Source organism: Streptomyces sp. NPDC048275 (genome assembly GCF_040652275.1).
Classification (GTDB): domain Bacteria; phylum Actinomycetota; class Actinomycetes; order Streptomycetales; family Streptomycetaceae; genus Streptomyces.
Genome location: NZ_JBEZLR010000075.1, coordinates 1 through 24238, shown reverse-complemented (window position 1 = coordinate 24238; position 24238 = coordinate 1). Strand labels below are relative to the sequence as shown.

Below are 24238 nucleotides of genomic sequence, written 5' to 3'. Positions count from 1 at the left end.
GCGGAAATTTGCCGACTGGTGGATGCGCCCGAGCGGCAGCGCCCAGAGCTCCACCCTGTCGTGAACCAGCGGGCGGGGTGGTCGGTACGCTTCCAGGACGTACGGACCATGCGGTTCCGTCACCCGTCACCAGCCGCCCCGTCCGCTCCCCGCGACGGGCTCCCTGAAGGCCACGATCTGATGCGTACGCACTGCTCGCCAGGAGCCGGCTCGCCGGCGTCCGGCGCACTGCGCGGGCTCCGGGCCGGGGTGCTCGCGGTGCTGTGCGTGCTGCTGCCGCTGGCCGGGCACGTGCTTTCGCAGTGCCACGCGCCCCGGTGGATCATCGTTGCCGCGACGGCGGCCGTCGCGCTGCCGGGCGCGGCCGTGCTGACGCGGCATCGGCTGACGGACACCCAGCTGCTGGGCGTGCTCGCCTTCGCGCAGCTCGCCTACCACGTCGCCTATTCGCTGCCCGGAGCCTGCGCCACGGTGACCGGGCAGGACAGTTCCATCGGCGGCCTGGGCGGGCTGATCGAGCACGACGCGGCAGCCGGGCCGCCGCCCGGTGTGCTGCTCGCCGGCCACCTGGTCACCCTGCTGCTCGTCGCGCGCCTGCTGGGCGTTTCGGAGCGGCTGCTGTGGCAGAGCAGGTCCCTCCCGCTGGTCGTACGGCGTCTGCTGCTGTTCCTGTGGCCACTGCTCGGCGGCCGTCACGGCACCGGCCCGCGCACTTCCTTCCCCAAGAGCACCTCGCCGCTGATGTCGGCCCTGCTGGTGCGGCTGCACGAGGGTCGGGCGCCGCCGCGCCACGGGCACGGTCCGTTCGCCCTTCTCCGGCCGATGCCGATCGGCGCTCTCCGCCTGCCCTGACGGGCCTGACGCGAGGGCCGCCCGGCGGGCCGGTCCCTCCCGTCCCGGTGGCCTGGCTGCCGGGGGTCACAGAGAGTTCCGCGTCATGTACGTCACCGACCGGCGTGCCGTCCGCACGACGGCACGCGCCCTTGTTGTTCCGGCCGCCCTGGCGGCCTTGGCCGTCGCCACCCCGCAGGCCGCGGCCCACACCGAGCTCGACATCAGCAGCCCGGGCGCGAACGCCAAACTCGCCGGGCTGCCCCCGCGCGTCACACTGACCTTCAGCGACGCGATGACCCAGAAGTACGCCAAGTTCGCGGTCACCGCACCGGACGGCAAGTCGGCCGCCTCGGGCGAGCCCCGGGTCTCCGGCAAGACGGTCACCCTCGCGCTCGAACCCACCTCGCGCGCCGGCCAGTACACGGTGGGCTACCGGGTCGTGTCCGCCGACGGCCACCCCGTCTCGGGCTCGTACACCTTCACCGTCGCCGAGACCAACAGCCCCAGTCCGTCGCCGCGCCGAGGAGTCGACCGGTGCGGCGGCCCCCCGCGCCGCCCAAAAGCCCGCGCCGGACAAGACCGAGGGGGAGTCCTCCGGCGCGACCGTCCCCGTCCTCTTGGGGGCCGGCGCGCTGGTCGTCGCGGCCGCGGGCGCGTACGCCGTACGACGAAGGCGAGCTGGTCATGGCCGCTGAGACCACCTTCAGGGCCAGGCGGCTGCCGCGGCTGCCGCTCGTGCTGGCCGGATCGGTCGGGCTGGCCGTCGCCGTCACGGCGATCGCGGTGTGGGCCGGTGGCGGGGCTGCGGTCGAGATCCCCGGCATTCCGGATGCGGGTGCGCTGACCGCGTGGGGCCTGCCGGTTGCCCGTACCCTCGCGGACGCGGCCGCTGTGGCGACCGTGGGTGCACTGTTGCTGGTCGTCGTGCTGTTGCCGGGCGGCAAGAAGCTCAGCCCGACCCAGCTGCGCTACCTCAACTGGGCTGCCGCCGCTGCCGCGTTGTGGGCCGTGGCGGCGGCCGCCGCGCTGGTGTTCACGCTCTCGGATCTGTTTGCCCAGCCGGTCGGCGAGATCGCGTCTCCCGCGGTGGTGGCGGACTTCGTCGCCACGGACGCCCAGGGGCGCTCGTACGCGCTGATGGCGGGTGCCGCGGGTCTGATCGCGACCCTCTGTGTGGGCATCGGCACGGCCCGCTGGGCCCGTCTGGCACTCGTCCTCGCGGTCGCCGGGATGCTCCCATCCGCATTCACCGGGCACTCCTCGGCGGCGGGCAACCACGACGCCGCCGTCACCAGCCTCGCCCTGCACCTGGTCGGGGTCGCGGTGTGGGTCGGCGGGCTGGTCTTCGTCCTGATCGTCGCCGCGCGCCGGGAAGAGCAGGCGGCGGACGCCGTCCGGCGCTTCAGCCCGCTCGCCGCGGGGGCGCTGGTCGCGGTCGCGGCCAGCGGCATCGTGAACGCCGCGGTTCGATTCCCGTCCCTGGGTGAGGTGTTCACCAGCCGGTACGGACTGATGGTGCTCGCCAAGGCGGCGGCGCTCGCCGCGCTGGGCGGCATCGGATGGTGGCATCGCCGCCGCACGCTGCCCTCCCTGAAGGACGGCAGGCGGCGGGGGTTCGTACGGCTGGCCGCCGGTGAACTCCTGCTCATGGCCGCGGCCATCGGTCTCGCCGTCGGCTTGTCGCACACTCCCGCCCCCGGCGCCGGTGACGCCTCGCTCTCACCCACCGAGGAGCTGCTGGGCTTCGCCATGCCGCCGCCGCTCGGCGACTTCCCGTGGACACCGCTGTTCACCCAGTGGCACTTCGACCCGCTGTTCGCGTTCGGCACGGCGGCCGCCGCGCTGCTGTATCTGGCGGGCGTATGGAAGTTGCGCGCCCGGGGCGACAAGTGGCCCGCCGGACGGACGATTTCGTGGCTGCTGGGCCTGGCAGTGACCGTGCTCGCCACCATGAGCGGACTCAACGTGTACGGCAAGGTGCTGTTCAGCGTGCACATGGGCCAGCACATGATCCTCGCGATGACGGTGCCGATCCTGCTCGTGCTGGGCGCCCCCGCCACGCTCGCCCTGCGGGCCCTGCCCGCCGCCCCGAAGGGGGAGCCGGACGGGCCGCGCGAGATGCTGATGAAAATGCTGCACAGCCGGTACGTCAAGGTCATCTCGCATCCGGTGGTGGCGAGCGTGCTGTTCATCGGCAGCGCCTTCGCCGTCTACTACAGCTCGCTCTTCGAGACCCTGATGCGCAGCCATCTGGGCCACATGCTCATGCTGGTGCACTTCCTGGCCGTGGGGCTGCTGTTCTTCTGGGTCGTCATCGGCATCGACCCGGGACCGCGCCGCCCGCCCCATCTGGGTCGGCTGTTCGTCCTCATGCTGACGATGCCGTTCCACTCCTGGTTCAGCATCTCGCTGATGAGCTCGACCGCGCTGATCGGCGAGGGCTGGTGGTCGGCGCTCGACCGGCCCTGGGTCGAGTATCCGATGGACGACCAGTACGACGCCGGGGCCATCGCCTGGGCCACCGGTGACATCCCCGTACTGATCACCACGATCATCCTGTCCATCCAGTGGGTCCGCTCGGACCAACGTGAGGCCCGCCGCGTGGACCGGAAGATCGACCGCGGCGACGGCAACGACCCGCTGGCCGCCTACAACGCCTACCTGGCGAGCCTGCACGCCCGCGACCGGCGACCCGCCCGCCCCTCCACACCCACTCCCACCGAGGAATCATGAAGAAGCTGCACAAGCACCTGATCGTCGCCGCCGTGCTCGTGGCCGGTTTCGCCGCCGCCTTCGGCTCCTTCCTGCTTTTTTCCCCGGACGACCGCGATGCCGGCGGGCTGGATGTGCAGCCCGCGGTCGAGGCGCTGCCCGTGCGCGACAGCAGCCACCGCCTCACCGAGCCGAAGAAGAGCGAACTCACGATCGTCGAGTTCCTCGACTTCGAGTGCGAGTCGTGCGGGGCGATGTACCCGGTGGTGGAGCAGCTGCGCGAGGAGTACGGAGATCGCGTCACCTTCGTCGCCCGCTACTTCCCCATGCCCGGCCACCGCAACGGCGAACTCGCCGCCCGCACCGCCGAAGCCGCCGCCCGACAGGGCAAGTTCGAGGAGATGTACACCAAGCTCTTCACCACCCAGAAGGAGTGGGGCGAGTCGCAGGAGTGGAAGGAATCCGTCTTCCGCGGCTACGCGAAGGAACTCGGCCTGGACATGGACCGGTTCGACGCCGACCTCGCCGATCCGGAGGTGGCCGGACGCGTCCAGGACGACCAGCGCGACGGCCTCGGCCTGGGCGTCCAGGGCACCCCGACCTTCTTCCTCGACGGAGAACAGATCGCCATCCCCGGTTCGTACGAGGAGTTCGAGGCGCTCATCGATGCCCGGCTGTCCGACTGACCGAGTGCGGAGGCAGCATGCAGTACCTGATCGACCAGGTGCGTGTCTTTCGCGCCCGCGCGGCAGCCCACATGCTGCACCTGGCCGGCCTCACCCAACACCATCGGCCACGGGCGATGTTCATCTCGTGCTCCGACGCCCGCGTCGTGCCCGCCCTGCTCACCGCCGCCCGGCCCGGAGACCTCTTCGAACTGCGCACGTACGGAGGGGTGATACCGCCCTACGACGCGAAGACGCCGACCGGCGAATCCAGGACGATCGAGTACGCGGTCAACGAGCTGAAGATCTCGGACATCATCGTCTGCGGCCACTCGCACTGCGATGTCGTCACCGCGGCCATGCACGACGGCCTGACGGCCTCCGGCATCACGGAGTCCGACGACGATCCGGCCCCGCTGACCGGAGACGTCACCGCCGCCGGGCACTGGCACGTGCTCAAGCAGTTCGACGCGCTCAGCAACTACCCGTGCGTCGTGCCCCGGCTGGCCGACCGGTCGTTACACCTGCACGCCTGGTTCCACGAGATCGACACCGGCGCGACCCTGGCCCACCACCCCCGCGCCGGCACCTTCCTGCCCCTGTGAACAGCCCCATCGCATCCGACGTATACGACAAGGTGAACGCCCGTGACCCCCACCAGTCGACTCGTCTACGACGAACGCCTGACCGCCCCCAGAGCCTGGTGGGCCATCGCCGTCCTCTTCGGCCTCTCGCCGGCCCTGATCTTCCTTCCGTACGGGACCGTCGCCGCGCTCGTCACCCTGAGTATCGGCACCTGCCTGGCCGGTATGTACGTCAGTGCGCAGGGATCGGCGCGCATCCGCGGCACCGGCGACACGCTGTTCGTGATGGACGCCCGCATCCCGCTGACCGCGTTGGGGCAGCCGGAGGTCCTCGACGGCGAGGAGGCGCGGGCCTGGCGGACGTACAAGGCCGATCTGCGGGCGTTCATGGTGGTGCGCAGCTTCATCACCACCGCGGTGGTCGTCGAGGTCCTCGACCCCGACGATCCCACCCCCTACGTCTACTTCGCCACGCGGACGCCGGACCGGCTCGCCGAGGCGATCGGTGCGCGAGCGTGACCGAGCGGCGTCGTACGCCTGTTTCCAGGACGGACGCCGACTCGTAGGGGATGATGGGCGACCGTGCGGCGTGATCACGTGACTGGGCAGGAGACGAGTGCTCCAGCAGGCCGGGCCAGCCGCGCGGGAACGTGTGCGCGGGCCGGCCTGTTCGCCGTGCTCGGCACCGTGCTCGCGACCTTCGGCCATCACGCGATCGCCGAAGGCACGGTGCCCTGGCGGCTGGTGGGCGCGTCGATCGTGGTCCAGTTCGCGGCGGTCTGGCCGCTGGCACGCCGCCGCTACGCGCCGGCCGCGACGATCGTGTTCACACTGGCCATGCAGGGCGTGTTGCATCTCGCACTGTCCTACGCGGACGGTGACAGGCAGGCCGTGGTGCCGGGGCACGCGATGCACGCCGGTCACGGCACGGCCGTGGCTGGGGACGGTCACGCCTGGCATCATGCCGGGGCCGCGATGACGACCGTGCACGTGGTCGCCGCGCTGGCCGTGGCCTGGCTGCTGCACCGGGCGGATGCACGGATGACGACCGCGCTCGGGCTGCTGCGCATGCTCGCCAGGGCGGCTGTGAGGGCCCTGGCCCAGGTGCTGCCGCGACCGGTCTGCGACAGCGGTCGGGTGGTGTTCGCGCTGCCCGACCGGCGACCGGGTGCTTCCTTCGAGGCGGCGGCACAAGCGTGGGACGACGTACTGGAGCACGCGGTGGTGCGCAGGGGACCACCGCGGCAGGAGCACCTCCGGTCCGTCACCGGTCCCGGCACCCGCGGGACCGGCTCTTCCCGTACCAGCAATGGAGTTCCCCTGTGCCCATGTCCAAGCACCCATTGGCCCGTGCGGGTCGCCGTGTCGCTCTCGCCGGTGCCGCCGCGCTGACGGCCACGCTCGCCCTGGCCGCACCGGCCGCCGCGCACGCCGAAGTCGAGGCCGACACCCCGCAGGCCCTGGCCGAGAACGTCACCCTCAGCTTCGTCTCCGAGGCCGAGTCCGACTCCGCGGGCTTCACCGAACTGCGCGTCGTGCTGCCCGAGGGCATCGCTCCCGGTGACGTCTCGCTCGACGAGGCCCCCAAGGGCTGGAAGCTGAAGCCCACCGACGACGGATACGCCGTTGGGGGCCCCGCCCTGAAGGCCGGGGTCGACGCCGAGCACAAGATCGAGGTCCGGCAGCTGCCGGACGCGAAGGAGATCGCGTTCAAGACGATCGAGACCTACAGCGACGGCGAGGTCTCCCGCTGGATCGAGCTGCCCACCGGGGGTGAGGAGCCCGAACAGCCGGCTCCGGTACTGGAATTGAAGGCGGCGGCGCCCGGGGCGGCCCCGGCCAGCCCCACCCCCGGCCCGACCGAGAGCGCGACGCCGAGCCCGACCCCGTCGGCCACCGAGTCGGACGTCGCGGCCGCAGGCTCTGACACCGACGCCAAGGCGGCGGAGGAGGACGAGGGCAGCTCGACGGGCCTGGTCATCGGTGGGATCGTCGTGGCGCTGGTGGTTCTCGGTGGTGGTGCGTGGTGGCTGATGAAGCGGCGCGCCGCGGCGTCGCAGAGCTGACCATCGCTGTGCGTCTGTGGGGCGGAGCTGCTTCCGCTCCACAGGCGGGTCGAGTTGAGCCGAAGGCAGCAGCGATGCCGGTCGGCCCGAACGTTGACGGGCCGGCCGGCGTCATAGGTGTAGCCGTCTTCGAAGGGGCCGCCATGACTGTCGTACGTTCCCCTGCCCGGTTCGTCTCCGCTGCCGCGCTGGTCGGGGGACTGCTGTGCGCGAGTGCCGCATGTGGCGGCGAGGCGTCGACGTCCTCGAACTCTGCCAAGGGGACCGGGGCGAAGAGCGCCGCCGTGCAGAGCGAGCCCCCCTGGCAGGAGCCTGCCTCGTACGCGTACACGCTGGCGTCGAGTGAAGGGGAACGGTCTTTGATCGGGACCTTCCGGGTGACGGTGCGGGACGGCAAGGTGGTGAAGGCGGCCGATCTCGACGACAGTGGTCGGCGAGTGGTGGAGCACATTCCCGGTGAAGTGCCCACTCTTGGCGAGCTGTTGGAAGAGCTGCAGCAGGCCCGGCGCGACCAGGCGGACACGGCGGAGGCGGAGTACGCGGCCGACGGGCACCCGGTGCGGATCTTGCTGGACTGGGCGAAGAACGCCATCGACGACGAGGCCCTGTACGTCATCAGCGCATACGAACCTGCCGCCGGCTAGGTGTATTGACCCGCAGGGTTGTTTACGCGGCTGATCGGGGGCTGGCCTCCGAGTGCGGTGTGGCAGCGATGGTAGTTGTTGGCGTGGAGGAAGGTGTCGAGGGCTGCGGTGCGTTCGTCGTTGCTGGTGCAGGGCCGGGAAGGCGCCGCGACCATGAGGGTGGCGACGACGCAGACCAGCCCGCCGGCGACCACCGCCGTGCGGACGCTGGTCAGTTCGGCGAGGAAGCCGACGGCGGCGTTACCCAGGGCCGGTGAGACCGTCGCCCGGATCATCCACAGGCATGCTCGGCCGGTACTCCTTCCAACTCCCCGACCTGCCCGGGGGCCTGCGTCCGCTGCGTGATCCGGACGCCACCTACCAGGAATGAGGCCCGGCGACGGGTCGTCAGCGGCGCAGGACGCTGACGCCCCGCTTCCTGCCCAGGACGGGGGTGTCCTCGCACCCTTCGGGGGCGACCAGGTAGGGGCCCCCACCCACTTGCGGGAGTAGCCGCTCGGGTCGTCCTGGTAGGGATACGTGCGCCGGTGGGGGCGTACGAACCACTGATGTCCTTGGCGCGGTCGGCGCCCACCCCGTACCGGTCGCTGCTCCTGGACACCGAAGGGTGGTTCCGGATCAGGACCGTTGGCACGCCGCGGGACGGTGACCCCCGTGATGGCGAACTGCACCAGTCGACTTGCGAAGGTGCCGAGTTCGCGGCCACTCAGTCGAGACAGAACTCGTTGCCCTCGATGTCCTGCATCCCGAGGCACGACTCGTTGAAGCCATCGGCAAGCAGTAGTCGCCCGCGTACCGCGCCGAGTGCGACCAGTCGTGCGCATTCGGCCTCAAGTGCGGCGACGGTGAAGGAGGTGCTGAGGGCGGCGATCACGTGGCCGGCGGCGAAGACCGCCAGTGCGAGGACCAGGGTGGAGCGGCGGGGCAGGCGGAGGGTGGCGACGGCCAGTGTGGGCGAGCCGACGATCATGCCGACCGCGAACGCGGTGATCAGCAGGCCGGCCTGGGAGACGCTGACCCCGAGGTCGGAGGCCATCTCGGGCAGTAGCCCGGCGACGAGGAACTCCGTGGTGCACATCAGGAAGGTTCCGAGCGCCAGCAGGAACACGACGAACGGCAGCTTGGCCGCTCGATCTTTGGCAGAGGACATGCGGCGACGCAGACCTTTCCGCAACGAGGGGGATCCGAGGAGCCCGCAGAAATGGTCACCATGCAACCCGGTCGTCGCGGAAGATGGGAGTCTGTGTCGTGAGGGGTACCAGCAGGGACCCCCAGCCCTATCCGAGCAGGCCAGGGCCCTGCATAGCTGATGTTGCGGCAGTGGAAAGGGCTTGGCGCAGGCGCCGGATCAGTCCTCCAGGTCCGCTGGCGCGGTGCGCACGTCGTCGGCGGTGACGGACCAGCTCGCCAGGAGCTTCAGGCCGTCCTCGGCCGCGGTGCCGGCCGGTGCGCTGTAGACGACCACGGACTGCCCGGTGTCGCCCGGCAGGGCCATCGCCTCGTGGTCGAGTTCCAGGTCGCCGACGATCGGATGCCTGAACCGCTTCGTTCCCTCGCGGAAGACGTGCACGTCATGGGCCCCCCACATGATCCGGAAGCTGTCGCTGCGGGTGGAGAGCTCGCCGATCAGGTTCGACAGCTCACGGTCGTAGGTTCTTGCCTGCCTCGACGCGTAGCGCGCCCACCGCGCCTTTCGCCACGCGTTCCCAGTCGGTGTAGAAGCGCCTGGCCGCGGGGCTGAAGAACACGAACCGGGCGGTGTTCGCCCCGTAGACGGGGGCGGCGTACATCTCCGAGTACAGCGCCCGGGCGAGCGGATTGGCGAGCAGGACGTCAAAGCGGTTGTTCTGCACGAACGCCGGCAGCCCCGGCATCCCCTTGACGATGCGCTGCACCCCGGGCCGGATCGTCGACGGCACCGGGCGGCGTCGCGCCCGGGCCGGTGTCGCGTTCGCGGCCCGGGCCCGGTCGTACAGGTGCGTGCGCTCGGTGTCGTCCAGACGCAGGGCCTGGGCGAGGGCATCCAGGACGCTGTCGGAGACACCGCCGAGGTTGGCACGCTCCAGGCGCGTGTAGTACTCCACGCTCACCCCGGCCAGGACCGCGACCTCGCTTGCGGCGCAGTCCGGACATCCGGCGGGTGCCGTACACGGGAAGCCCCGCCTGCTCGGGCGTGATCTTGTCACGGCGCGACTTCAGGAACGCGCGGATTTCCTCCCGATTATCCATATCCCCAGGTCAGGCACGCCGCGCCGGCCTGGGAGTCCCTGCCAGTACCCCTCACCGCAGGGACCCCAGCACCTACCCCTCTCGGCAGGGGGGTCAGCGTCCGGCCGCTGTGAGCCGGCGTCCCGGAGTCATGCCCCAGAACCTGTGATGGCTGCTGGGCGACATCAGCTCTTCGGGGGGAGGATCAGGCAGGTGGTGGTGGCGTGCGCGATGAGCTTTCCCTGTTCGTCGAGGACTTTGCCTTCGGCTGTGGCGGTGCGGCGGCCGGCGTGGATGACATTGCCTTCGGCGGTGAGAGTCCGTCCGTCGGTGTGTGCGGCTCGGATGTAGTTCACCTTCAGTTCCAGGGTGGTGTAGCCGACGCCGGCGGGAAGCGTGGTGTGCACCGCGCAGCCCATCGCCGAGTCGAGCAGGGTGGCCGCGATGCCGCCGTGCACGGTGCCCAGTGGATTGGCGAAGTCGGGGCGGGTGTCGAGGGAGACGACGATGCGGCCGTGTTCGACCTCGTCGAAGCGCATGCCGAGCAGTCGGCCGATGGAGGGGATGTCGGTCGGACGTTCGGTCTGGACCCAGCGCATGAGTTCGAGGCCGGTCAGGGCGGTGAAGTCGGTGGTGGTCACGGGGTGTTCCTTGCTGTCGTGCTGATGATGAGGCCGCGCTCGGGTGCGGGGCCTTCCTTCGCCTCGGGGCGAAGAGGTCGGTTGGGCGCCCGTCAGCCGGGAAGCGGCTCGATGCGGGCGGGCACGTGCTTGTGCCAGGGGGTTCCGGCGATGGGGTCGCGCCACTGCAGGTCGGTGAGGGTGTTCATGGCCACACCGGTGCGTTCGGTGGTGCCGGCCTCGGTGGGCAGGTCGAGGCCGAAGCCGTTGGGCAGGGCGGCGTGGCCCGCCTGCATGCGGTCGTCGATCTCGACGGTGGCCTGGGCGGTGCCACCGCGGGTGGTGACCTGTGCGCAGGCGCCGTCGGCCAGGCCGAGCTGCTCGGCGTCGTGCGTACTGATGCGCAGAGCCCCAGTCTGGTCGCGTTTGCGCCACGTGTTGTCGCGGAAGATCGTGTTTGCGGTGAACGCCCTGCGTTGCCCGGCCGCCAGAACGATGGGGAACTCGTCGGTGGTGTGCACGTGTGGTGTCGTGTCCAGGGCGTCGAGCAGGTCGAGGAGTTCGGGGATGGGCAGCGGGATGCGGTGGTCGGGGTGGGGCACGTACCGCCAGGCGTCCTCGTACTCGTCCTCGGTGAACGTGACGCCCGAGCGGCCGGCCAGCATCGCGTCGAACAAGGCGTCGGCACTCTTGTGCCCGGCCCGGCGCATGGCCTTGGGGTACGCGCGCCCGATGCGCTGCGCGAGTCCCCACAGCACGGCGGCCGAGCGGGCTCCGTCCGGGAGCGTCGGGCCCAGGGTTTCGTAGAGCAGGTAGGGCGCCAGGCCGAGGACCTTCTTGTCGGCCGCCGCGAGGGCCGCGAACGCGAGCTTGAAGGCGGTGCGGCCCAGACGGGCCGCCGTGCGGAGCACCCTCAGGTGGGTGCGGGGCACCAGGTGGAGTTCGCGGATGAGGCGTGCGTAGATCTCCGGTTCGGGCAGGGTGCCGGGCAGTGCGTCGAGGAGCGGGGCGCGCAGGTGGAAGTTGTTGCGGGGGAACTCGACGTTGAAGAAGGTGGCTTCCCATTTCTCGAACTGGGAGGAGGCGGGCAGTACGTAGTCGGCCAGGCGCCCGGTTTCGGTGTGGGCGATGTCGATGAGGACGACCAGGTCGAGGGCGGCGAGTGCCTGGCGGAAGGTGGCGGAGTCGGCCAGGGAGTGGGCGGGGTTGGACGACTCGATGACCATCGCGTGGAAGCGGTCGGGGTGGTCGGTGAGGATTTCTTCGGCGATGACGTTGGCCGGCACCAGGCCGCCGAGCATGCGGGCACCGGTCACGGGGGTGCGGCGCACGCGCGTGGTGTATTGGGCCAGGGGCGCGCTCCAGGAGTGCGGCTGCATGGTGCCCGGCTTGGCGAAGTTCCCGGTCAGCAGCCAGATGAGCTTGTTGAGGTAGGAGACGAGGGTGCTGTTGGGGCCCTGCTGCACGCCGAGGTCCTCGTACGTCGACAGGCTGGAGGCACCGGCGATCCGTCGTGCGGTGGTGCGCAGCAGGTCCTCGTCCAGGCCGGACACCTCGGCGCACCGGGCGACGTCGATGGCGGCCAGGTGCGGGAGGACCTCCTGGGTCTGGGTGGTGCGGGTGTTGAGGAACGTGTGGTCGATCAGGTCTTCCTGGACCAGGACGCCGAGGATGCCGGACAGGCACCAGGCGTCGGTGCCGGGGCGCAGCTGCAGGTGGATGTCGGCGAGGTCGGCGGACTCGGTGCGCACCGGATCGATGACGATCATGGTGCGGCTGGGGTCCTTGGCGATCTCTTTGAGGACGGTGCGGGCGCGCGGGACCCCGTGGGTCTGCCAGGGGTTCTTGCCGATGAAGAGGGCGACTTCGGCGTGCTCGAACTCGCCGGCGGTGTGCCCGCCGGTCAGGTGGGCGTCCACCCAGCCTTCGCCGGTCTTCTCCTGGGCGAGGGCGTTGGAGCGGTAGCCGGCGCCCAGCGCGCGCATCAGGGCGCCGCTGTAGGCGCCACCGAGGTGGTTTCCCTGTCCGCCGCCGCCGTAGTAGAAGATCGACTTTCCGCCGTGGGTGTCGCGCACCGTCTTGAGCCGGGCAGCTATCTCGCGGATGGCGGTGTCCCAGTCGATGGGGGTGAAGCTGCCGTCGGCCTCGCGGCGCAGCGGGGTGGTCAGCCGGATGCCGCCGTTTTGGTAGTGGTCCAGGCGCAGCGCTTTGTTGCAGGTGTAGCCGTCGGTCAGGACGTGTTGCTTGTCGCCACGGATTTTCGCGAAGCGGCGGCCGTCGAGCTGGATCTGGATCCCGCAGTTGTTCTCACACAGGATGCAGGCGGTCTTGTGCCAGGGTGCCTCTGCCGGGTGCGTCAACTGCTTGTCCTCGACTCTCCTGCGCTGCTGGTGGGCTGCGGCGGCAGACGGATGCTGGTGCCGATCGGCCGTAGTGCGTCGGCAGCGGGCCGGACACCGAAGCTCGGCCGTCCGGCGCCGCCTGCCGGGGGTGGCGGGCTCAGCCCAGGGGGTTGGTCGTGTCACGCAGGACGGCCAGGGCGGGGGCGTACATGCGGGCCTTGATGGTGCCGAGGGTGTCGCCGGCCTTGTTGACCTGTGCCTGGGCGAGCTCGACGGCGGCCGTACGGACGGCGTCTTCGGCGACCGCCTGGTCGACGATGCCGGCGGTTTCAGCGTCGCTGCCGCCGTAGCGGTGAGCGGTGATCATGGACCGGTGCGCGGTCTGCGGGGCCAGCCGGGCCTGGATGAGGGCAGCCATGCCGGGGGTGAAGGGGATGTTGATGTCCGCCTCGGGCAGGCACCAGTAGCCGCGGTCAGCGCGCATCACGCGGAAGTCGTGGGCCAGGGAGAACATCGCGCCGGCCGCGAAGGTGTGGCCCTGCAGCGCGGCGACGGTGATCACCGGCAGCGACAGCATCCGGGCGAAGAGCGCATGGACGGATGTGACGTAGTCCTGGTGCTGGTCGGCGTGGGCGAACAGCCAGTCCAGGTCCAGGCCGTTGGAGTAGAACTTCCCCGTCGCAGCGGTCACCAGGGCGCGGGGCCCTTCGGCCTTCTCCACCTCGTCCAGCGCGGCGCTGACGGAGGCGAGCCAGCTGGGGTGGAAACGGTTCTCGCCGTCTCCGAGGTCGAGAACGAAGACGTTGTCCTGGCGGTCGAGCGTGGGCATGACGGCTCCTTCAGGCGGGTCGGGATAGATTCGTGCAGGTCAGGGCTGTGCCTTGTCGCCCTGGCCGGGGCGGTGGCGCAGTGAGTAGGCCAACAGGTCATGGATTTCGGCAGCGGCAGCATCCAGCGCGGCGGTGCTCTGCTCGGCCCGGCACATGATCACCGCGCCCTCGACCGCGGCGATGACGAACGAGGCCAGCCGCCTGCTCCGCTCCTCGGGCAGGCCGTGCCGGGTGAACAGCCCGGCGAGCGCCTCCTGCCAGCGGGCGAAAACTTCGGCTGCCGAACGGGCCAGTTCCGGGGCGCTGTCGTTGGTCTCCACGGCCACCGCGACGATGGGGCAGCCGGACCGGAACTCGCTCTCGATCAGCCGCTCACGCCACAGAGCGAAGAAGGCGTCGACGGCCGCCAACGGGTCGTCGGCCTCCACCGCGGCGTCGATCAGAGCGGAGATGAAATCGCCGGCGAGCGTCACCGCCTCGTCGATCAGCTGCGTCCGGCCGCCGGGGAAGTGGTGGTACACCGACCCGCGGGGTGCTCCGCTGTGTTCCAGTACGCGGTCGATGCTGGTGGCGCTGGCGCCGTACTCGCGCAACAGCGTCGCGGCACTGAGGATCATCCGCTCACGGCTGTCGCTCTTGCGCGGACTCACGCGTTCACCGCCCCGACGATGGCCTGCACGAGGAGAGAGTGGACGGGCATACCGATGGCCTTCCTGGCACGGTCGGGTGGATCCCCACCCGCGTGAACTACCTGCCAGTAACTTATGGGGTATGGCATAGAACATGCAAGGGCTCGTCACCAACGCTCGCGGCACTCACCAAAGCGACCCCGTTATAGGGGCGTGACAGGAATGGAGCTGTAGAACCCCCGCCGGCTCGCCTCCATCTGGCGGGGCTCCGTGATGTGAGGGGGCATGGTCCGTCAGCTGACTGGAAGGAAACGGCTGGCCCCGGGCGCTCGCCGAAGGCCCGGCCGACGCTGGGACGGCGAAAAACTTGGTGTGCGGGGCCGACGGAACCGGGTAACGTCTTGGTCATGTTCTTCCAGACGCCGATTTACGAGTGAGAGCGTGATGGGCCCCTGCTGACGTCCTTCGACGTCGCCGCGCCCATCCCCCACCGATGAATCCGTAGATCACTTCACATCATTCCGGGAGAACCCGTGAGCAAGAACATCAACAACCCCGTGGGCATGGGCGGCGGCCAGCGCAAGAAGCTGTCCCGCGCCGAACGGCAGAACAACGGTCCGCACCGCAACCTCGACCGCCAGGGTGCCGCCGACCAGAAGGCGGAGCTGGTGCGCAAGATGCGCGAGAAGGTAGGCGCAGCCGAGGGCGCCGGGCAGACGAGCGACGACACCGCACAGAGCTGACGCACCGCCGCCGCAGGGCGGCACCGCATGGGGCAGGGCCCGGACCGCGACGCGCGGTCCGGGCCCTGCTGCCGTACCGGGCACGGCCGGTCCCGCTCAGCTCTCGGCCGAGCACCCAGTAGGGATGAGACCAGGCCGGGGTTCTGGTGTGTGTACGTGTTGCGCCAGCCGAGCGAGGTGATCAGGTAGTTGACCGAGGGCGGCCCACTGTGCCCGGTGCGATAGCGCAGGCGCCTGTGTTTGAGGTGCTGGACGAGCAGGCTGGCGTTGACTGCGGCGAAGGCTTCGTAGGTGGCCAGCAGGGCGTCCCGGCCGGTCTCGGTGTAGCCCTGCAGCCAGCTGTGGCAGATCTGCTCGTTGAGGATCTCGGCGGCCCAGTCCGGTAGCGATCCGTCTTCCGACAGCCGAAGGCGGTTGGAGGCGATCTCGTCCGGGCTGAACAAACGGAAGGCCCCGTGTGCCGCGCGCTCGCGGATGACCGCGGACACGTCCGGCCAAGAGCGGGGCCCGCGGGCTGCCGACGAGGCCGGGGGCGGGGCCGTCTCCGGCTCGGGCGCCGGGCCGGACAGGGTCGTCGGACCAGGTCGGTGGGGCGGCCTTGGGTGGTGAACAGCTCGGTCGGCCGGTAGGAGCCGAGCCAGGCCGCCAGCGCCGCGAACTCCGCGTCGTTGTGGGCCGGGCTCTTCAGTGGGGTCTTGTGGACGGCTGCGGTTCCTGCGATCTGTCGCCGGCCACCTGCGCGGGGCCGGTGTGGCTCTTGGGCATGGTCAGCACGATCACCGGCTGTGGCCCGGTCTCGCCGAGCGGGCGCACCTGAGCGAAGGCGTCGGCCAGTAGATGGCGGAAGGTCGGCAGATCGGTGCCGTCGTCGATCAGGGGCGTATACCCGAGACCGGTGAAATAGGCGTGTATCTCGGCCGTGCTCATTCCGGCGAGCAGGGAGAGGCCGCTCATCCGCAGCCTGTTGGCCAGCACCACGGGCAGCACCGCCCCATGTTCCCCGGTTGCCACAAGGGCACGGCGGGCGAGCCAGGCCGCAGCGGTCGGGCCGGTCTCCAGTTCTCCGTCGCCGATCAGTGGGACGACGAGGCGGTGCGGGGTGTCGAGCACCATGCCCTGCGCGATGGCGAGCGCGGGCCCGAGCTGTCCGCCGGTGTGGCGGACGCCGGGGATGAGCGGGGTGATCTCGCCGCCGAACCGCGCGGTGTGCGGGAAACCGGTGATCAGGGCCCGAAGGTCGGGCATGGACCAGCCCGGCCCCTTCCCGGTCAGGTACAGCGCGCCGTTGAGATGTGGTTGGGAGGGAACCCGCACGCGCGGCCTTCCGATGAGGTAGACCGACGTGCGGGTTCGTGTCGCCGCTCAGCTGGTGCGAACCGAGGTGAAGCCGTTCTCTCACGCCTTCAGGTGAACTTCAAGAGCGGAAACGTTCATTCGCCCGATTTTGGAGGGGTTGTAGGCAATTCTGGCGGCCTTCTGACGGAAGGCTTGCCCATGCGGCGTCGTGCTGTGATTGCCACTTCTCTGGTTTCGCTGTCCGCCGTTGTTGTGTCCGCGGCTGTGGCTGCGGGACCTGTGATGCCCGTTGCCGGGACTGTCACATGGTGCTTGTCTTCTGCGGCAGCTCAGCATCTGGCGGATGACGGAGTCGTGGTGTCGGCGGTTGCTCCGGCTGTGCTCGAGTCTTCGGGGTCGGCCCCGTGTGTGCAGTGGCCGATGAAGGGCAAGATCAGTCTCGACCTGACTGAGGGGACCTGGACTGCGGGTGGCGGCATGAACTTCACCAGGGTCTCGGACGGGCAGAGTCTGCGCTTCACCGGGGCGCACGGTGACTTGGCGCGGCGGTCGATGTCGGTGGATGCGGCTGTCGGAGATGAAGCGGCGCAGTCTGTTGCTCTCTCCACGTACGAGCTCGACATGACGAAGATGACGGTCACCATGCCGTCTTTGAACTCTCCTGGCTCGGTTGAGGGCAAACCGTTCGACACGATCCTGACGCAGGACGGTGCGGCGGTGTTCTCCCAGGCGTTCGGTGCGTCGCCGGTTGCCACTGGGGACAGCCTGGCCACGGTCGCGGGCCGGGTCGATGTCGTGCCGGCTCTGGGCTGAGCTCAGATGCTGGGGGAGTCCGGGGGCGGAGCTGGCAGTTCTGGCGTCCTGGGTGATGTCCGGGCTGAGAATGTCAGCGCCGCAGTGCTGGCGTGGGCGCGGGATCTGGGACTGGTTGCCGGCGCTTTTGAGGAGAAGCGTCTGGTAGCGATGCGGCTGGGTGAATTCGCCGGCCTGACCGCGCCGGGTGCGAGCGCCAGCGATCTGGAACTGACGGCTCAGTGGGCGGCGTTCATCTGCCTGGTCGACGACCGGTTCGACCGCAACCGGGTCGATATCCATCCGGAGGACGTCGCGTCGCTGTTCAACCGGTTGCTGGACGTGATCACCGGCGGCGGCGCGGCAGGATCGGGCAGCGGGATCGAGCAGGCCCTGGATGACCTGTGGCGGCGTACGGCACCGCGGATGTCCACTCAGTGGCGCGAGCGGTTCGTTGCCGACTACCGCGACTTCGCCCTGGCCACAGGCGAAGAGGCCGCCGGCCGCACAGACAAGATCCGGCTGGGGCTCAGCGACTACGTCCTGCGGCGTCGCAGGACCATTACCGCCCTGCCCATGGCAGACGTCCTGGAGTGCACCGCCGACGCGGCCTGGCCCGGCCTCTCCGGCGGGGAAGACATCATGGCGGCCTTGCGTCTGGCTGCGGCTGATGTGGCCGGCTGGACCAATGACCTGGTCTCGGCCGAGGACGACCTGAGGGAGGACCGCGACAACCTGGTGACCGTGCTGGGCCGTGAGCGCGGCTGCTCCCTGTCCTCGGCACGCGAGCAGGTCACCGGCATGCGAAATGACCGAGTCAGGGATTTCCACGCGCTTGCCGCCTCGGTGACGGCGATGGCCGCTCCCGGAACCGAGCGGGACAGAGTACGGCGCTACGTGGCGGCCCTCGGGTCCTTTGTGGCCGCGACGCTGCACTGGCTTGGCGTCACCCATCGCTTCGACGCCCGCTGGTCGCCCCTGAGCCCCGGTCCATGTGACTGAGCTGGTTCGCCCGGCCCCTTACCGATCCGCGCTCTACCGTCCCGTGCCCTCAAGGACTGTCCTGCTGATGAGACTCCCTACCGCCGAGCATCTCCCCCCGGCCTGGCCGTCGTCGCGTTTCCCAGCAGGGCTGCCTGCCGGACGCAGGCGTCTTTTGGCGCACTTGCTGAACCGGGTGGGAGCGGACGGTGCCGTGCGCGACTCCTGCCGAAGCCGCGTCCTTGAATCCGCGCTCGCCCTGGCACTGGCGGAGCAGTGCGGATCTGGCCACCGTGACGCACGTGAGCGCATGGTCCGCTACCTGGAGCGCCACCGCGGCAGCGGAGATCTGATGGACGCGGCCGTGGCCGCAGCCGCCCTGGGCCGGAGCACCGGGCACCCGGCGCGTCACCAGGCCCTCGATGACATCGTCAGCCGTGTCCCGGACTTCACCGGACCTCGCAAGCGCGCCTTGGTCCACGCCATCTTCACCATGCTTGGCGCAGCTGCCGCCCATGACGACGTCGCTCCCCATGCCTTCGAGGTGAGCGCGCTGCATCCGTGGGCTGCTGTTCAGGCCGTTGCCGTGAAAGCAATCCTGGGCCGGGTGGCAGGCAGAGCCCCGGCCGGCCGGGACGATGTCACCTTGCTGGTCTCCACCCAGCGCCCGGGCACGGTGTGGGAGGGCAACCTCTTCATCCACCTGTCAGTTCTGCACGCCCTGGTGGACGTGCCCGGCATGGAGAGCGTCGTCGACGCCGGTCTGCGCACCGCCCTCATGCACCAACGGGAAGACGGCGGCCTGCCCTTCGTCACAGACACCGACACGTGGTGCACAGTCACCGCGGGCCTTGCTTTGGGCAGCGTCGGCGCACCGCGCGAGGTACTGCACCGCATCGCTCGGCACCTTTTGCACGTCCAGCACGCAAACGGCGGCTGGTCCTACACCGACCACGCTCAGCTCTCCGACACGGACTGCACCACCGTCGCAGTCGAGTTCTTGCATCAGCTGGACCCGGACGCCTACCGCGACCCGATTCGGCGCGCCCTGGACGCCCTGATCGCGGTTGGCGGCGCCGACGGCGGATTCCCCACCTACGGATCAGGTACTCCCTCCGAGGCGTGCATGACCGCCGCTGCGATCAACGGGCTCAGCACCCAAGGCCGCCACCATCACCTCATCCAGGCTGCTCTGCGTTTTCTCGCTGCCCGCCAGATGCCTGACGGGTCCTTTCCCCCCGGCTGGAGCAGCAGTCGCCTGCACACCCTCTTCAGGGCGTATCTCGCCGCCCGCCACTGGCAGTCCCCTCCGGCCGTCCGTGACATGTGCGGTCGGATCGCCAGCCTGGTGCAGAGCGCACAGAACGCGGACGGTGGCTTCGGACAGCAGAAGGGCGTCCCGAGCGATGCCATCAGCACCGCCTATGCCCTGATCATCTTGGCCGGACTGCTCGATCCTGCTCCCGCTGTGCGCGCCACCGGCTACCTGCTCGCCCAGCAGCGTCCCGACGGCAGCATCGTCTCCGTCCCCGACATGCTCGGCCCGCGTCCTTTTCCGTATCACGTCCCCTTGTTGACCGACGCGGTCACTCTGCTCGCCCTGGGGCACCTCACCCATCGCATCCGGCCGTCACACGTCGTCATGCCGGGCCGCCGGCACAGCAGTGCGCAAACCGCCGAAAGGACAACCCCATGAACCCATTCCGCCCCAAGCCGGCTGTCTCTTCCCTGCCCGGGCGCGTGTGCCTGGTCACGGGAGGTGCAGCGGGCATCGGGTGGGCCCTGACCCGCGCCTTGGCCGCGGCCGGGGCCCACGTGTACGTGTGTGACAACTCCCAGGCCAGCCTCGACCGAGCCGCTGCTGACCTCGGTCAGCTGCCTGGGGCGCCATCCGTCTTGTTCGCGCATGTCGACGTGACCGACCGCACCGCCCTTGAGCAGTGGATCGCCAAGGTCCATGCCGAGCACGGGCGCATCGACGTCCTGGTCCACAACGCCGCTTACATCCACTGGGCGGACGTCGATGAAATGACTGTCGAGCAGGCCCAGTTGTCCATGCGTACGGCCTACGACGCTCTGGTCTGCTCCGTCAAAGCAGTGCTGCCGCTGATGCGGGCGGGCGGTGGTGGGCAGATCGTGGCGATGGGATCGGCCGCGGGACGGATCTTCGTCAAAGGGCCGTCGGCGGCCTTCGCCGCGGCGTAGGCCGCCGTCGAGGCGTACGCCGAGATGCTTCGCATCGAGCTGGCCGGTACCGACATCGGCGTGACCCTGGTGCGTCCGGCTACCGTCGTGGGCACCGACTTCTTCAAGGTTCACGTCCCCTCGGCCCGTATGCCCAGGATCGCCGACTTCCTGCCGCCCACCACACCGGAGAAGGTCGCTGCCGCGACCGTCCAGGCGATCAGCAGCCGTCGGCCGGCCGTCGACATTCCTGGCTATCTGCCCTCGCTCTACCGTGCCTACGCCATGGCACCCGAGCTCACCCGCAAGGCCGCCGCAACCGGTGGCACCGCCCGGCGCGACTATGCCGCCGGGCGCCCCACAGCCGCCCCGCCAGCGCAGCCCGAGTCCATCCGAACCAGCGGCACACACCAGGACGGGCTCATCGCCCGTGCCCTGAAGAAAGCGGGGGGTAACGCCCATTTCGTGCGTGTCATGTCCCATATCGCGCCGGGCATCGACCGGGCGGCTCACCGACTCAGCGGAGGCCGGATGCTCCTCATGCCCGCCACGCTGCCCTCCCTGATGCTCACCAGCATCGGCCGCCGCAGCGGCCAACCCCGTCAGACCCCCCTGTTGTGCCACCTCGAAGCAGACGGAAGCTATCTCGTCGTCGACACCAACTTCGGCCGCCCTCCAAGTCCCGCCTGGTCCCACAACCTCACCACCACACCCCGAGCAAGCGTGACCCGCCGCGGACGCACGCTACCGGTGACCGACACCCTCCTGGAGGGAACCGAGCGAGCCGCCGCCTGGGACCACCTCGTCGAAGTCTGGCCCGCCTACGTCTCCTTCGCCCAACGCTCGGGGCGCCGCTTGCGGATCTTCCGGCTCACACCGGCCTGATCCCTGTCTCCCCACCGAACCACCACTGCGGAGAACACCGACACCGTGACCCTGCCCCTTCGTCCCACCCCCATGGACCTGACCATGCACAGCATGGCCCAGGCCCATCCCTCGATCTCCCAGACCATCGGAGTGATCCTCCACCTGGAAGGAACCACTCCCACCCTCGCCGAACTCCGCGCTCATGTCGCCTCCCACCTGGAGCACGAGCCGCGCCTGACCCACTACCTGCACGGCCCCGGACTCAAAGCCCGCTGGCACCACGACCCAGCTCCCGACCTGAACCACCGCGTCCGCGAACAGCGCCTCCAGGCGGGCAGCCAGCGTCTCGAGACGGTCCTGACCGGCCTTGTCGCGCACCCCTTGCCCGACACGGGTCCCCTGTGGGACGTCTGGCTGCTGAGCGGACACTCCCCTGGCCGCTATTCCATCTGCCTGCGAGCGCACCACAGCACCCAGGACGGCATGGGCCTGATCGGCACCCTGACCACACTGTTCGGAACCACACCCGCACCCACCACGCAGCCCGCACCCCGCGCAGGCGCCGGAGCCTACCTGGGCACCGTGCGCGGCATGCTCGCCGCAAGCGCCACCAACAACGTGTGGAACGACACCGCACTGCCCCTCACCGGCCACCGTGACATCAGCTGGGCGCATGTCCCCACGCAGCGATTGCGGAACGCCGCCACCGCCCGAGGCGGCGACACGAACGACGCCTTCCTGGCCACCCTCAGCGGAGCCCTGCGCACGTGGACATCACGATCCTGGCCCCGGGGCGTCGACAGGCCGCTGCCGGCTGTCACCATGGTCAACCTGCGCCGAGCGGAGGAACACGACCGGCCCGGAAACTACTGCACCTTCGCACCCGCGCCGCTTCCCTGGCACGAGCCGGCAGCGGAATGCCGCCTCGACCACGTCATCGCCGCCACCCGCAGCACGAAAGACCCAGCCCGCCACAAGGCCATGCGCTCCGTGATGGACCTCGTCCCCGCACGCGCCTTCCAGGCTCTGGCCACCCGGCTGACCACACCCGACCGGGCCACCATCACCACGTCCTACCTCGCCATCCACCGGCCCCTCCGCTACAAACAGGACCCCGTCACCCGCATCCAGCCCTTCAACTGGCTCCCACGGCACCAGCCGGCCTCGATCGTGGCCTGCAGCTACAACGGAACCACCAGCGTCTGTTTCGTCACCGACGCCGCTCTCCCCGGACTGCACCAACTGCCCAGCCTGTTCCACGACGCCTTGGACGAACTCCCGCACCCTCACGACGACTCGCACCTACCGGGCCAACTTCCCCACACCGGCGTGACGCTTCCGGCACCAGCCGCTGACTGCGGCACCACAGCCGTCATCGATTTCGCGCTCATCAAAAACATCCTGGTCCAACAGGGAAACCTGCCGGCCGCACCCATCACTCCCCGGGCCACTCAGACACAAGCCGGCATCGACTCCCTGGCCGTTGCCCTGCTGTCCATGACTCTCGAGGACCGCATGGGCGTCGTGATCACCGAACACCAACTGGCGAAGGCACCCACCGTCGCCGACCTGGTCAACCTGGTGGCCCAACGGGCAGCCTCACGCTCCGACCACGAGAACCCGGGAGAGCAAGGTCCCCACCCAAAGGCAGATCGACCACACGCAGTACCCGAGGCATAGTCACGCCCCGACACCTCGCCAAAACTCCGGCCATCACCCGCCGACACCAGCGGCAGCACACTGGCGACAGCGGGATCACAACATGCACCCGGTCAGGCGGAACCCCGAAGAAAGACACTCCGCTGACAGGGACGCGAACGAGCAAGCACAGAAAAGACAAACCGTTGTTCTTTGTACGTAAAACCACGACCCCGACGCCAGCGCATGCCGCGCGACTGATCGGCCTGGGGTCCTACCTGCCCCCGCAGAAGGTAAACAACGCCGACTTCGCATCACGCCTGGACACGACGGATGAATGGATCCGCACACGTATCGGCATTTCCGAGCGGCACATCGCCGATCCGGCGACAGCCACCAGTGACCTGGCGGTAGAGGCAGGACTACGGGCGATGAAATCGGCGGAGGTCGAACATGTCGACGCCGTCATCCTGGCCACCGCCACTCCGGATCATCACGTGCCCGGCACCGCGCCCTTGGTGGCCCACCGACTCGGCCTGCGTCAAGTCCCCGCCTTCGATCTCGCCGTCGGCTGCTCGGGCTTCGTCTACGCAACAACCGTCGCAGCAGGACTCATCCACGCGGGAACCGCCAGCACCGTACTGGTCATCGGAGCAGAGAAGATGTCGGCCGTCATCGACCCCGCCGACCGCTCTACCGCGCCGATCTTCGGAGACGGAGCAGGCGCAGTCGTGCTCACAGCCGGATACGCTGACGAACCAGGAGCTCTCGGACCAGCCGCATGGGGCAGCGACGGCGAGCACGCAGACGCCATCTACATCCCCGACGGGGGCTCCCGCCGCCCCCTACGCAGAACCGACGACCTGAAGAATCGGTACGTACACATGAAAGGAAACGAAGTATTCCGCCACGCGGTGCGCCGCATCACTCAAGTGACTCAAGAATCGGCAGCCGCAGCTGGATGGCGTGTCCAGGATATTGACAGGCTGATCGTCCACCAAGCAAACGCACGCATCAGCGCAGCCGTGGCCAACACCCTGGGAATCCCGCCAGAGCGCGTTCCGTCCAACATTTCCCAGGTCGGCAATACCTCCGCGGCCTCCATCCCCCTGCTGCTCAGCCACTCCGCGATCGATGGGCAACTGAAAGCCAGGCAACGAGTCCTCGTGACCTCTTTCGGCGCAGGCTTCACCTGGGCGGCCACCACTCTGCTGTGGCCCATCGCCCTCCGAGCTCTCAACTGAGCGTCGGCTGCGTTCCCGCGAAGGCCCCTGACTCCGGTAGCGTCGCTAGCGGCTGTCCGATGAGTCACGTGACTGTTGAGCGAGCGGATCGTTCCGGTCGCCGTGGGGCGGGGTGACTTATCGGGCGGTCTACGCGGGAGCCGCCCCCGGACCGGTCGACCGGATGTCCCGTCTCACCTCTCGTTGTCGCTGTCTCAGGTTTCGTTGCCGGATCTGCCGGTGATCCTGTTACGAGCTCTGAGTGGGCGGTTCGTGAGTCTTTGATGGGATCTGCTGTCGCCTGATCGTGTGGCGGCGGGGCGGAATCTGCCGGTCCGCGGTTGGTGATCTGCTGATGTGGCCGGGTGAGTGAACGCAAG

The 24238-nt window shown here is 69.4% G+C and carries 24 protein-coding genes and 2 pseudogenes; 17 read left to right on the top strand and 9 right to left on the bottom strand.

Annotated elements, in window-relative coordinates:
• Positions 1-108: 108 nt before the first annotated feature.
• From AB0D57_RS33520 to AB0D57_RS33480, 9 genes are all read left to right on the top strand, one after another.
• Entirely contained in the window at positions 109-852 is a 744-nt protein-coding gene (locus tag AB0D57_RS33520; protein WP_362081776.1) for a hypothetical protein, read from the top strand.
• An 85-nt stretch (positions 853-937) separates the two neighbouring features.
• Positions 938-1678 carry a copper resistance CopC family protein gene (locus AB0D57_RS33515; protein ID WP_362081773.1) on the top strand — a complete coding sequence of 247 codons (741 nt, stop codon included), beginning with the start codon at positions 938-940 and terminating at the stop codon, positions 1676-1678.
• Positions 1679-1971: 293 nt separating this feature from the next.
• Positions 1972-3567 carry a cytochrome c oxidase assembly protein gene (locus AB0D57_RS33510; protein WP_362081841.1) on the top strand — a complete coding sequence of 532 codons (1596 nt, stop codon included), beginning with the start codon at positions 1972-1974 and terminating at the stop codon, positions 3565-3567.
• Positions 3564-4232: a thioredoxin domain-containing protein gene (locus tag AB0D57_RS33505; protein WP_362081770.1), complete on the top strand. Its 669-nt coding sequence runs from the start codon at positions 3564-3566 to the stop codon at positions 4230-4232. Before AB0D57_RS33510 ends, AB0D57_RS33505 begins: the two co-directional genes overlap by 4 nt.
• Positions 4233-4249: 17 nt before the next feature.
• Positions 4250-4816, top strand: coding sequence for a carbonic anhydrase (locus AB0D57_RS33500; RefSeq protein ID WP_362081767.1), 567 nt, complete (start codon positions 4250-4252; stop codon positions 4814-4816).
• A 42-nt stretch (positions 4817-4858) separates the two neighbouring features.
• Positions 4859-5314: a DUF3093 domain-containing protein gene (locus AB0D57_RS33495; RefSeq protein ID WP_362081764.1), complete on the top strand. Its 456-nt coding sequence runs from the start codon at positions 4859-4861 to the stop codon at positions 5312-5314.
• A 156-nt stretch (positions 5315-5470) separates the two neighbouring features.
• Positions 5471-6187, top strand: coding sequence for a hypothetical protein (locus AB0D57_RS33490; RefSeq protein WP_362081761.1), 717 nt, complete (start codon positions 5471-5473; stop codon positions 6185-6187).
• Complete coding sequence (locus tag AB0D57_RS33485) at positions 6124-6861, top strand: DUF1775 domain-containing protein (RefSeq protein WP_362081758.1); 738 nt, start codon at positions 6124-6126, stop codon at positions 6859-6861. Before AB0D57_RS33490 ends, AB0D57_RS33485 begins: the two co-directional genes overlap by 64 nt.
• A gap of 143 nt (positions 6862-7004) precedes the next feature.
• Complete coding sequence (locus AB0D57_RS33480) at positions 7005-7505, top strand: DUF6174 domain-containing protein (protein WP_362081755.1); 501 nt, start codon at positions 7005-7007, stop codon at positions 7503-7505.
• Here the strand turns inward: AB0D57_RS33480 and AB0D57_RS33475 are convergent.
• The 7 genes and pseudogenes from AB0D57_RS33475 to AB0D57_RS33445 form a co-directional block, all read right to left on the bottom strand.
• Positions 7502-7780 (bottom strand): hypothetical protein, encoded by a 279-nt coding sequence (locus tag AB0D57_RS33475; RefSeq protein ID WP_362081856.1) that lies wholly within the window; start codon positions 7778-7780, stop codon positions 7502-7504. The genes AB0D57_RS33480 and AB0D57_RS33475 overlap by 4 nt on opposite strands.
• Positions 7781-8211: 431 nt before the next feature.
• The gene (locus AB0D57_RS33470) at positions 8212-8655 is read right to left on the bottom strand and encodes an MFS transporter (RefSeq protein ID WP_362081752.1); all 444 of its coding nucleotides are present in this window, start codon (positions 8653-8655) and stop codon (positions 8212-8214) included.
• Positions 8656-8853: 198 nt separating this feature from the next.
• Positions 8854-9734 (bottom strand): annotated as a pseudogene (locus AB0D57_RS33465) (helix-turn-helix transcriptional regulator).
• A 164-nt stretch (positions 9735-9898) separates the two neighbouring features.
• A complete protein-coding gene (locus AB0D57_RS33460; protein WP_362081749.1) occupies positions 9899-10354 on the bottom strand; it encodes a PaaI family thioesterase in 456 nt (151 codons plus the stop codon).
• A 92-nt stretch (positions 10355-10446) separates the two neighbouring features.
• Positions 10447-12693, bottom strand: coding sequence for a molybdopterin-dependent oxidoreductase (locus AB0D57_RS33455; protein WP_362081746.1), 2247 nt, complete (start codon positions 12691-12693; stop codon positions 10447-10449).
• Positions 12694-12832: 139 nt separating this feature from the next.
• Positions 12833-13504, bottom strand: a complete 672-nt coding sequence (locus tag AB0D57_RS33450; RefSeq protein WP_362081743.1) for an enoyl-CoA hydratase-related protein — start codon at positions 13502-13504, stop codon at positions 12833-12835.
• Positions 13505-13543: 39 nt separating this feature from the next.
• The gene (locus AB0D57_RS33445; RefSeq protein WP_362081740.1) at positions 13544-14155 is read right to left on the bottom strand and encodes a TetR/AcrR family transcriptional regulator; all 612 of its coding nucleotides are present in this window, start codon (positions 14153-14155) and stop codon (positions 13544-13546) included.
• A gap of 512 nt (positions 14156-14667) precedes the next feature.
• On the opposite strand from AB0D57_RS33445, the gene AB0D57_RS33440 reads away from it, so the two are divergent.
• Positions 14668-14877 carry a DUF6243 family protein gene (locus AB0D57_RS33440; protein WP_075032920.1) on the top strand — a complete coding sequence of 70 codons (210 nt, stop codon included), beginning with the start codon at positions 14668-14670 and terminating at the stop codon, positions 14875-14877.
• A 158-nt stretch (positions 14878-15035) separates the two neighbouring features.
• Here the strand turns inward: AB0D57_RS33440 and AB0D57_RS33435 are convergent.
• Positions 15036-15365, bottom strand: a pseudogene (locus AB0D57_RS33435) (phosphoketolase); the annotation flags it as partial.
• A 196-nt stretch (positions 15366-15561) separates the two neighbouring features.
• On the bottom strand, positions 15562-16122 hold the full coding sequence (locus tag AB0D57_RS33430) for a hypothetical protein (protein ID WP_362081736.1): 561 nt from the start codon (positions 16120-16122) through the stop codon (positions 15562-15564).
• 471 nt (positions 16123-16593) lie between these two features.
• Between AB0D57_RS33430 and AB0D57_RS33425 the strand changes: the two genes are divergently transcribed.
• From AB0D57_RS33425 to AB0D57_RS33395, 7 genes are all read left to right on the top strand, one after another.
• Positions 16594-16986 carry a hypothetical protein gene (locus AB0D57_RS33425; RefSeq protein WP_362081733.1) on the top strand — a complete coding sequence of 131 codons (393 nt, stop codon included), beginning with the start codon at positions 16594-16596 and terminating at the stop codon, positions 16984-16986.
• Between the two features lie 6 nt (positions 16987-16992).
• Positions 16993-17967, top strand: coding sequence for a hypothetical protein (locus tag AB0D57_RS33420; RefSeq protein ID WP_362081730.1), 975 nt, complete (start codon positions 16993-16995; stop codon positions 17965-17967).
• A gap of 193 nt (positions 17968-18160) precedes the next feature.
• Positions 18161-19642 (top strand): prenyltransferase/squalene oxidase repeat-containing protein, encoded by a 1482-nt coding sequence (locus AB0D57_RS33415; protein ID WP_362081727.1) that lies wholly within the window; start codon positions 18161-18163, stop codon positions 19640-19642.
• Positions 19639-20151, top strand: coding sequence for an SDR family oxidoreductase (locus tag AB0D57_RS33410; RefSeq protein WP_362081724.1), 513 nt, complete (start codon positions 19639-19641; stop codon positions 20149-20151). Before AB0D57_RS33415 ends, AB0D57_RS33410 begins: the two co-directional genes overlap by 4 nt.
• A gap of 24 nt (positions 20152-20175) precedes the next feature.
• Positions 20176-21015, top strand: a complete 840-nt coding sequence (locus AB0D57_RS33405) for a nitroreductase family deazaflavin-dependent oxidoreductase (protein WP_362081720.1) — start codon at positions 20176-20178, stop codon at positions 21013-21015.
• A 45-nt stretch (positions 21016-21060) separates the two neighbouring features.
• The gene (locus tag AB0D57_RS33400; protein ID WP_362081717.1) at positions 21061-22677 is read left to right on the top strand and encodes a wax ester/triacylglycerol synthase domain-containing protein; all 1617 of its coding nucleotides are present in this window, start codon (positions 21061-21063) and stop codon (positions 22675-22677) included.
• Positions 22678-22841: 164 nt separating this feature from the next.
• Entirely contained in the window at positions 22842-23879 is a 1038-nt protein-coding gene (locus AB0D57_RS33395; protein WP_362081713.1) for a beta-ketoacyl-ACP synthase III, read from the top strand.
• Positions 23880-24238 lie beyond the last annotated feature (359 nt).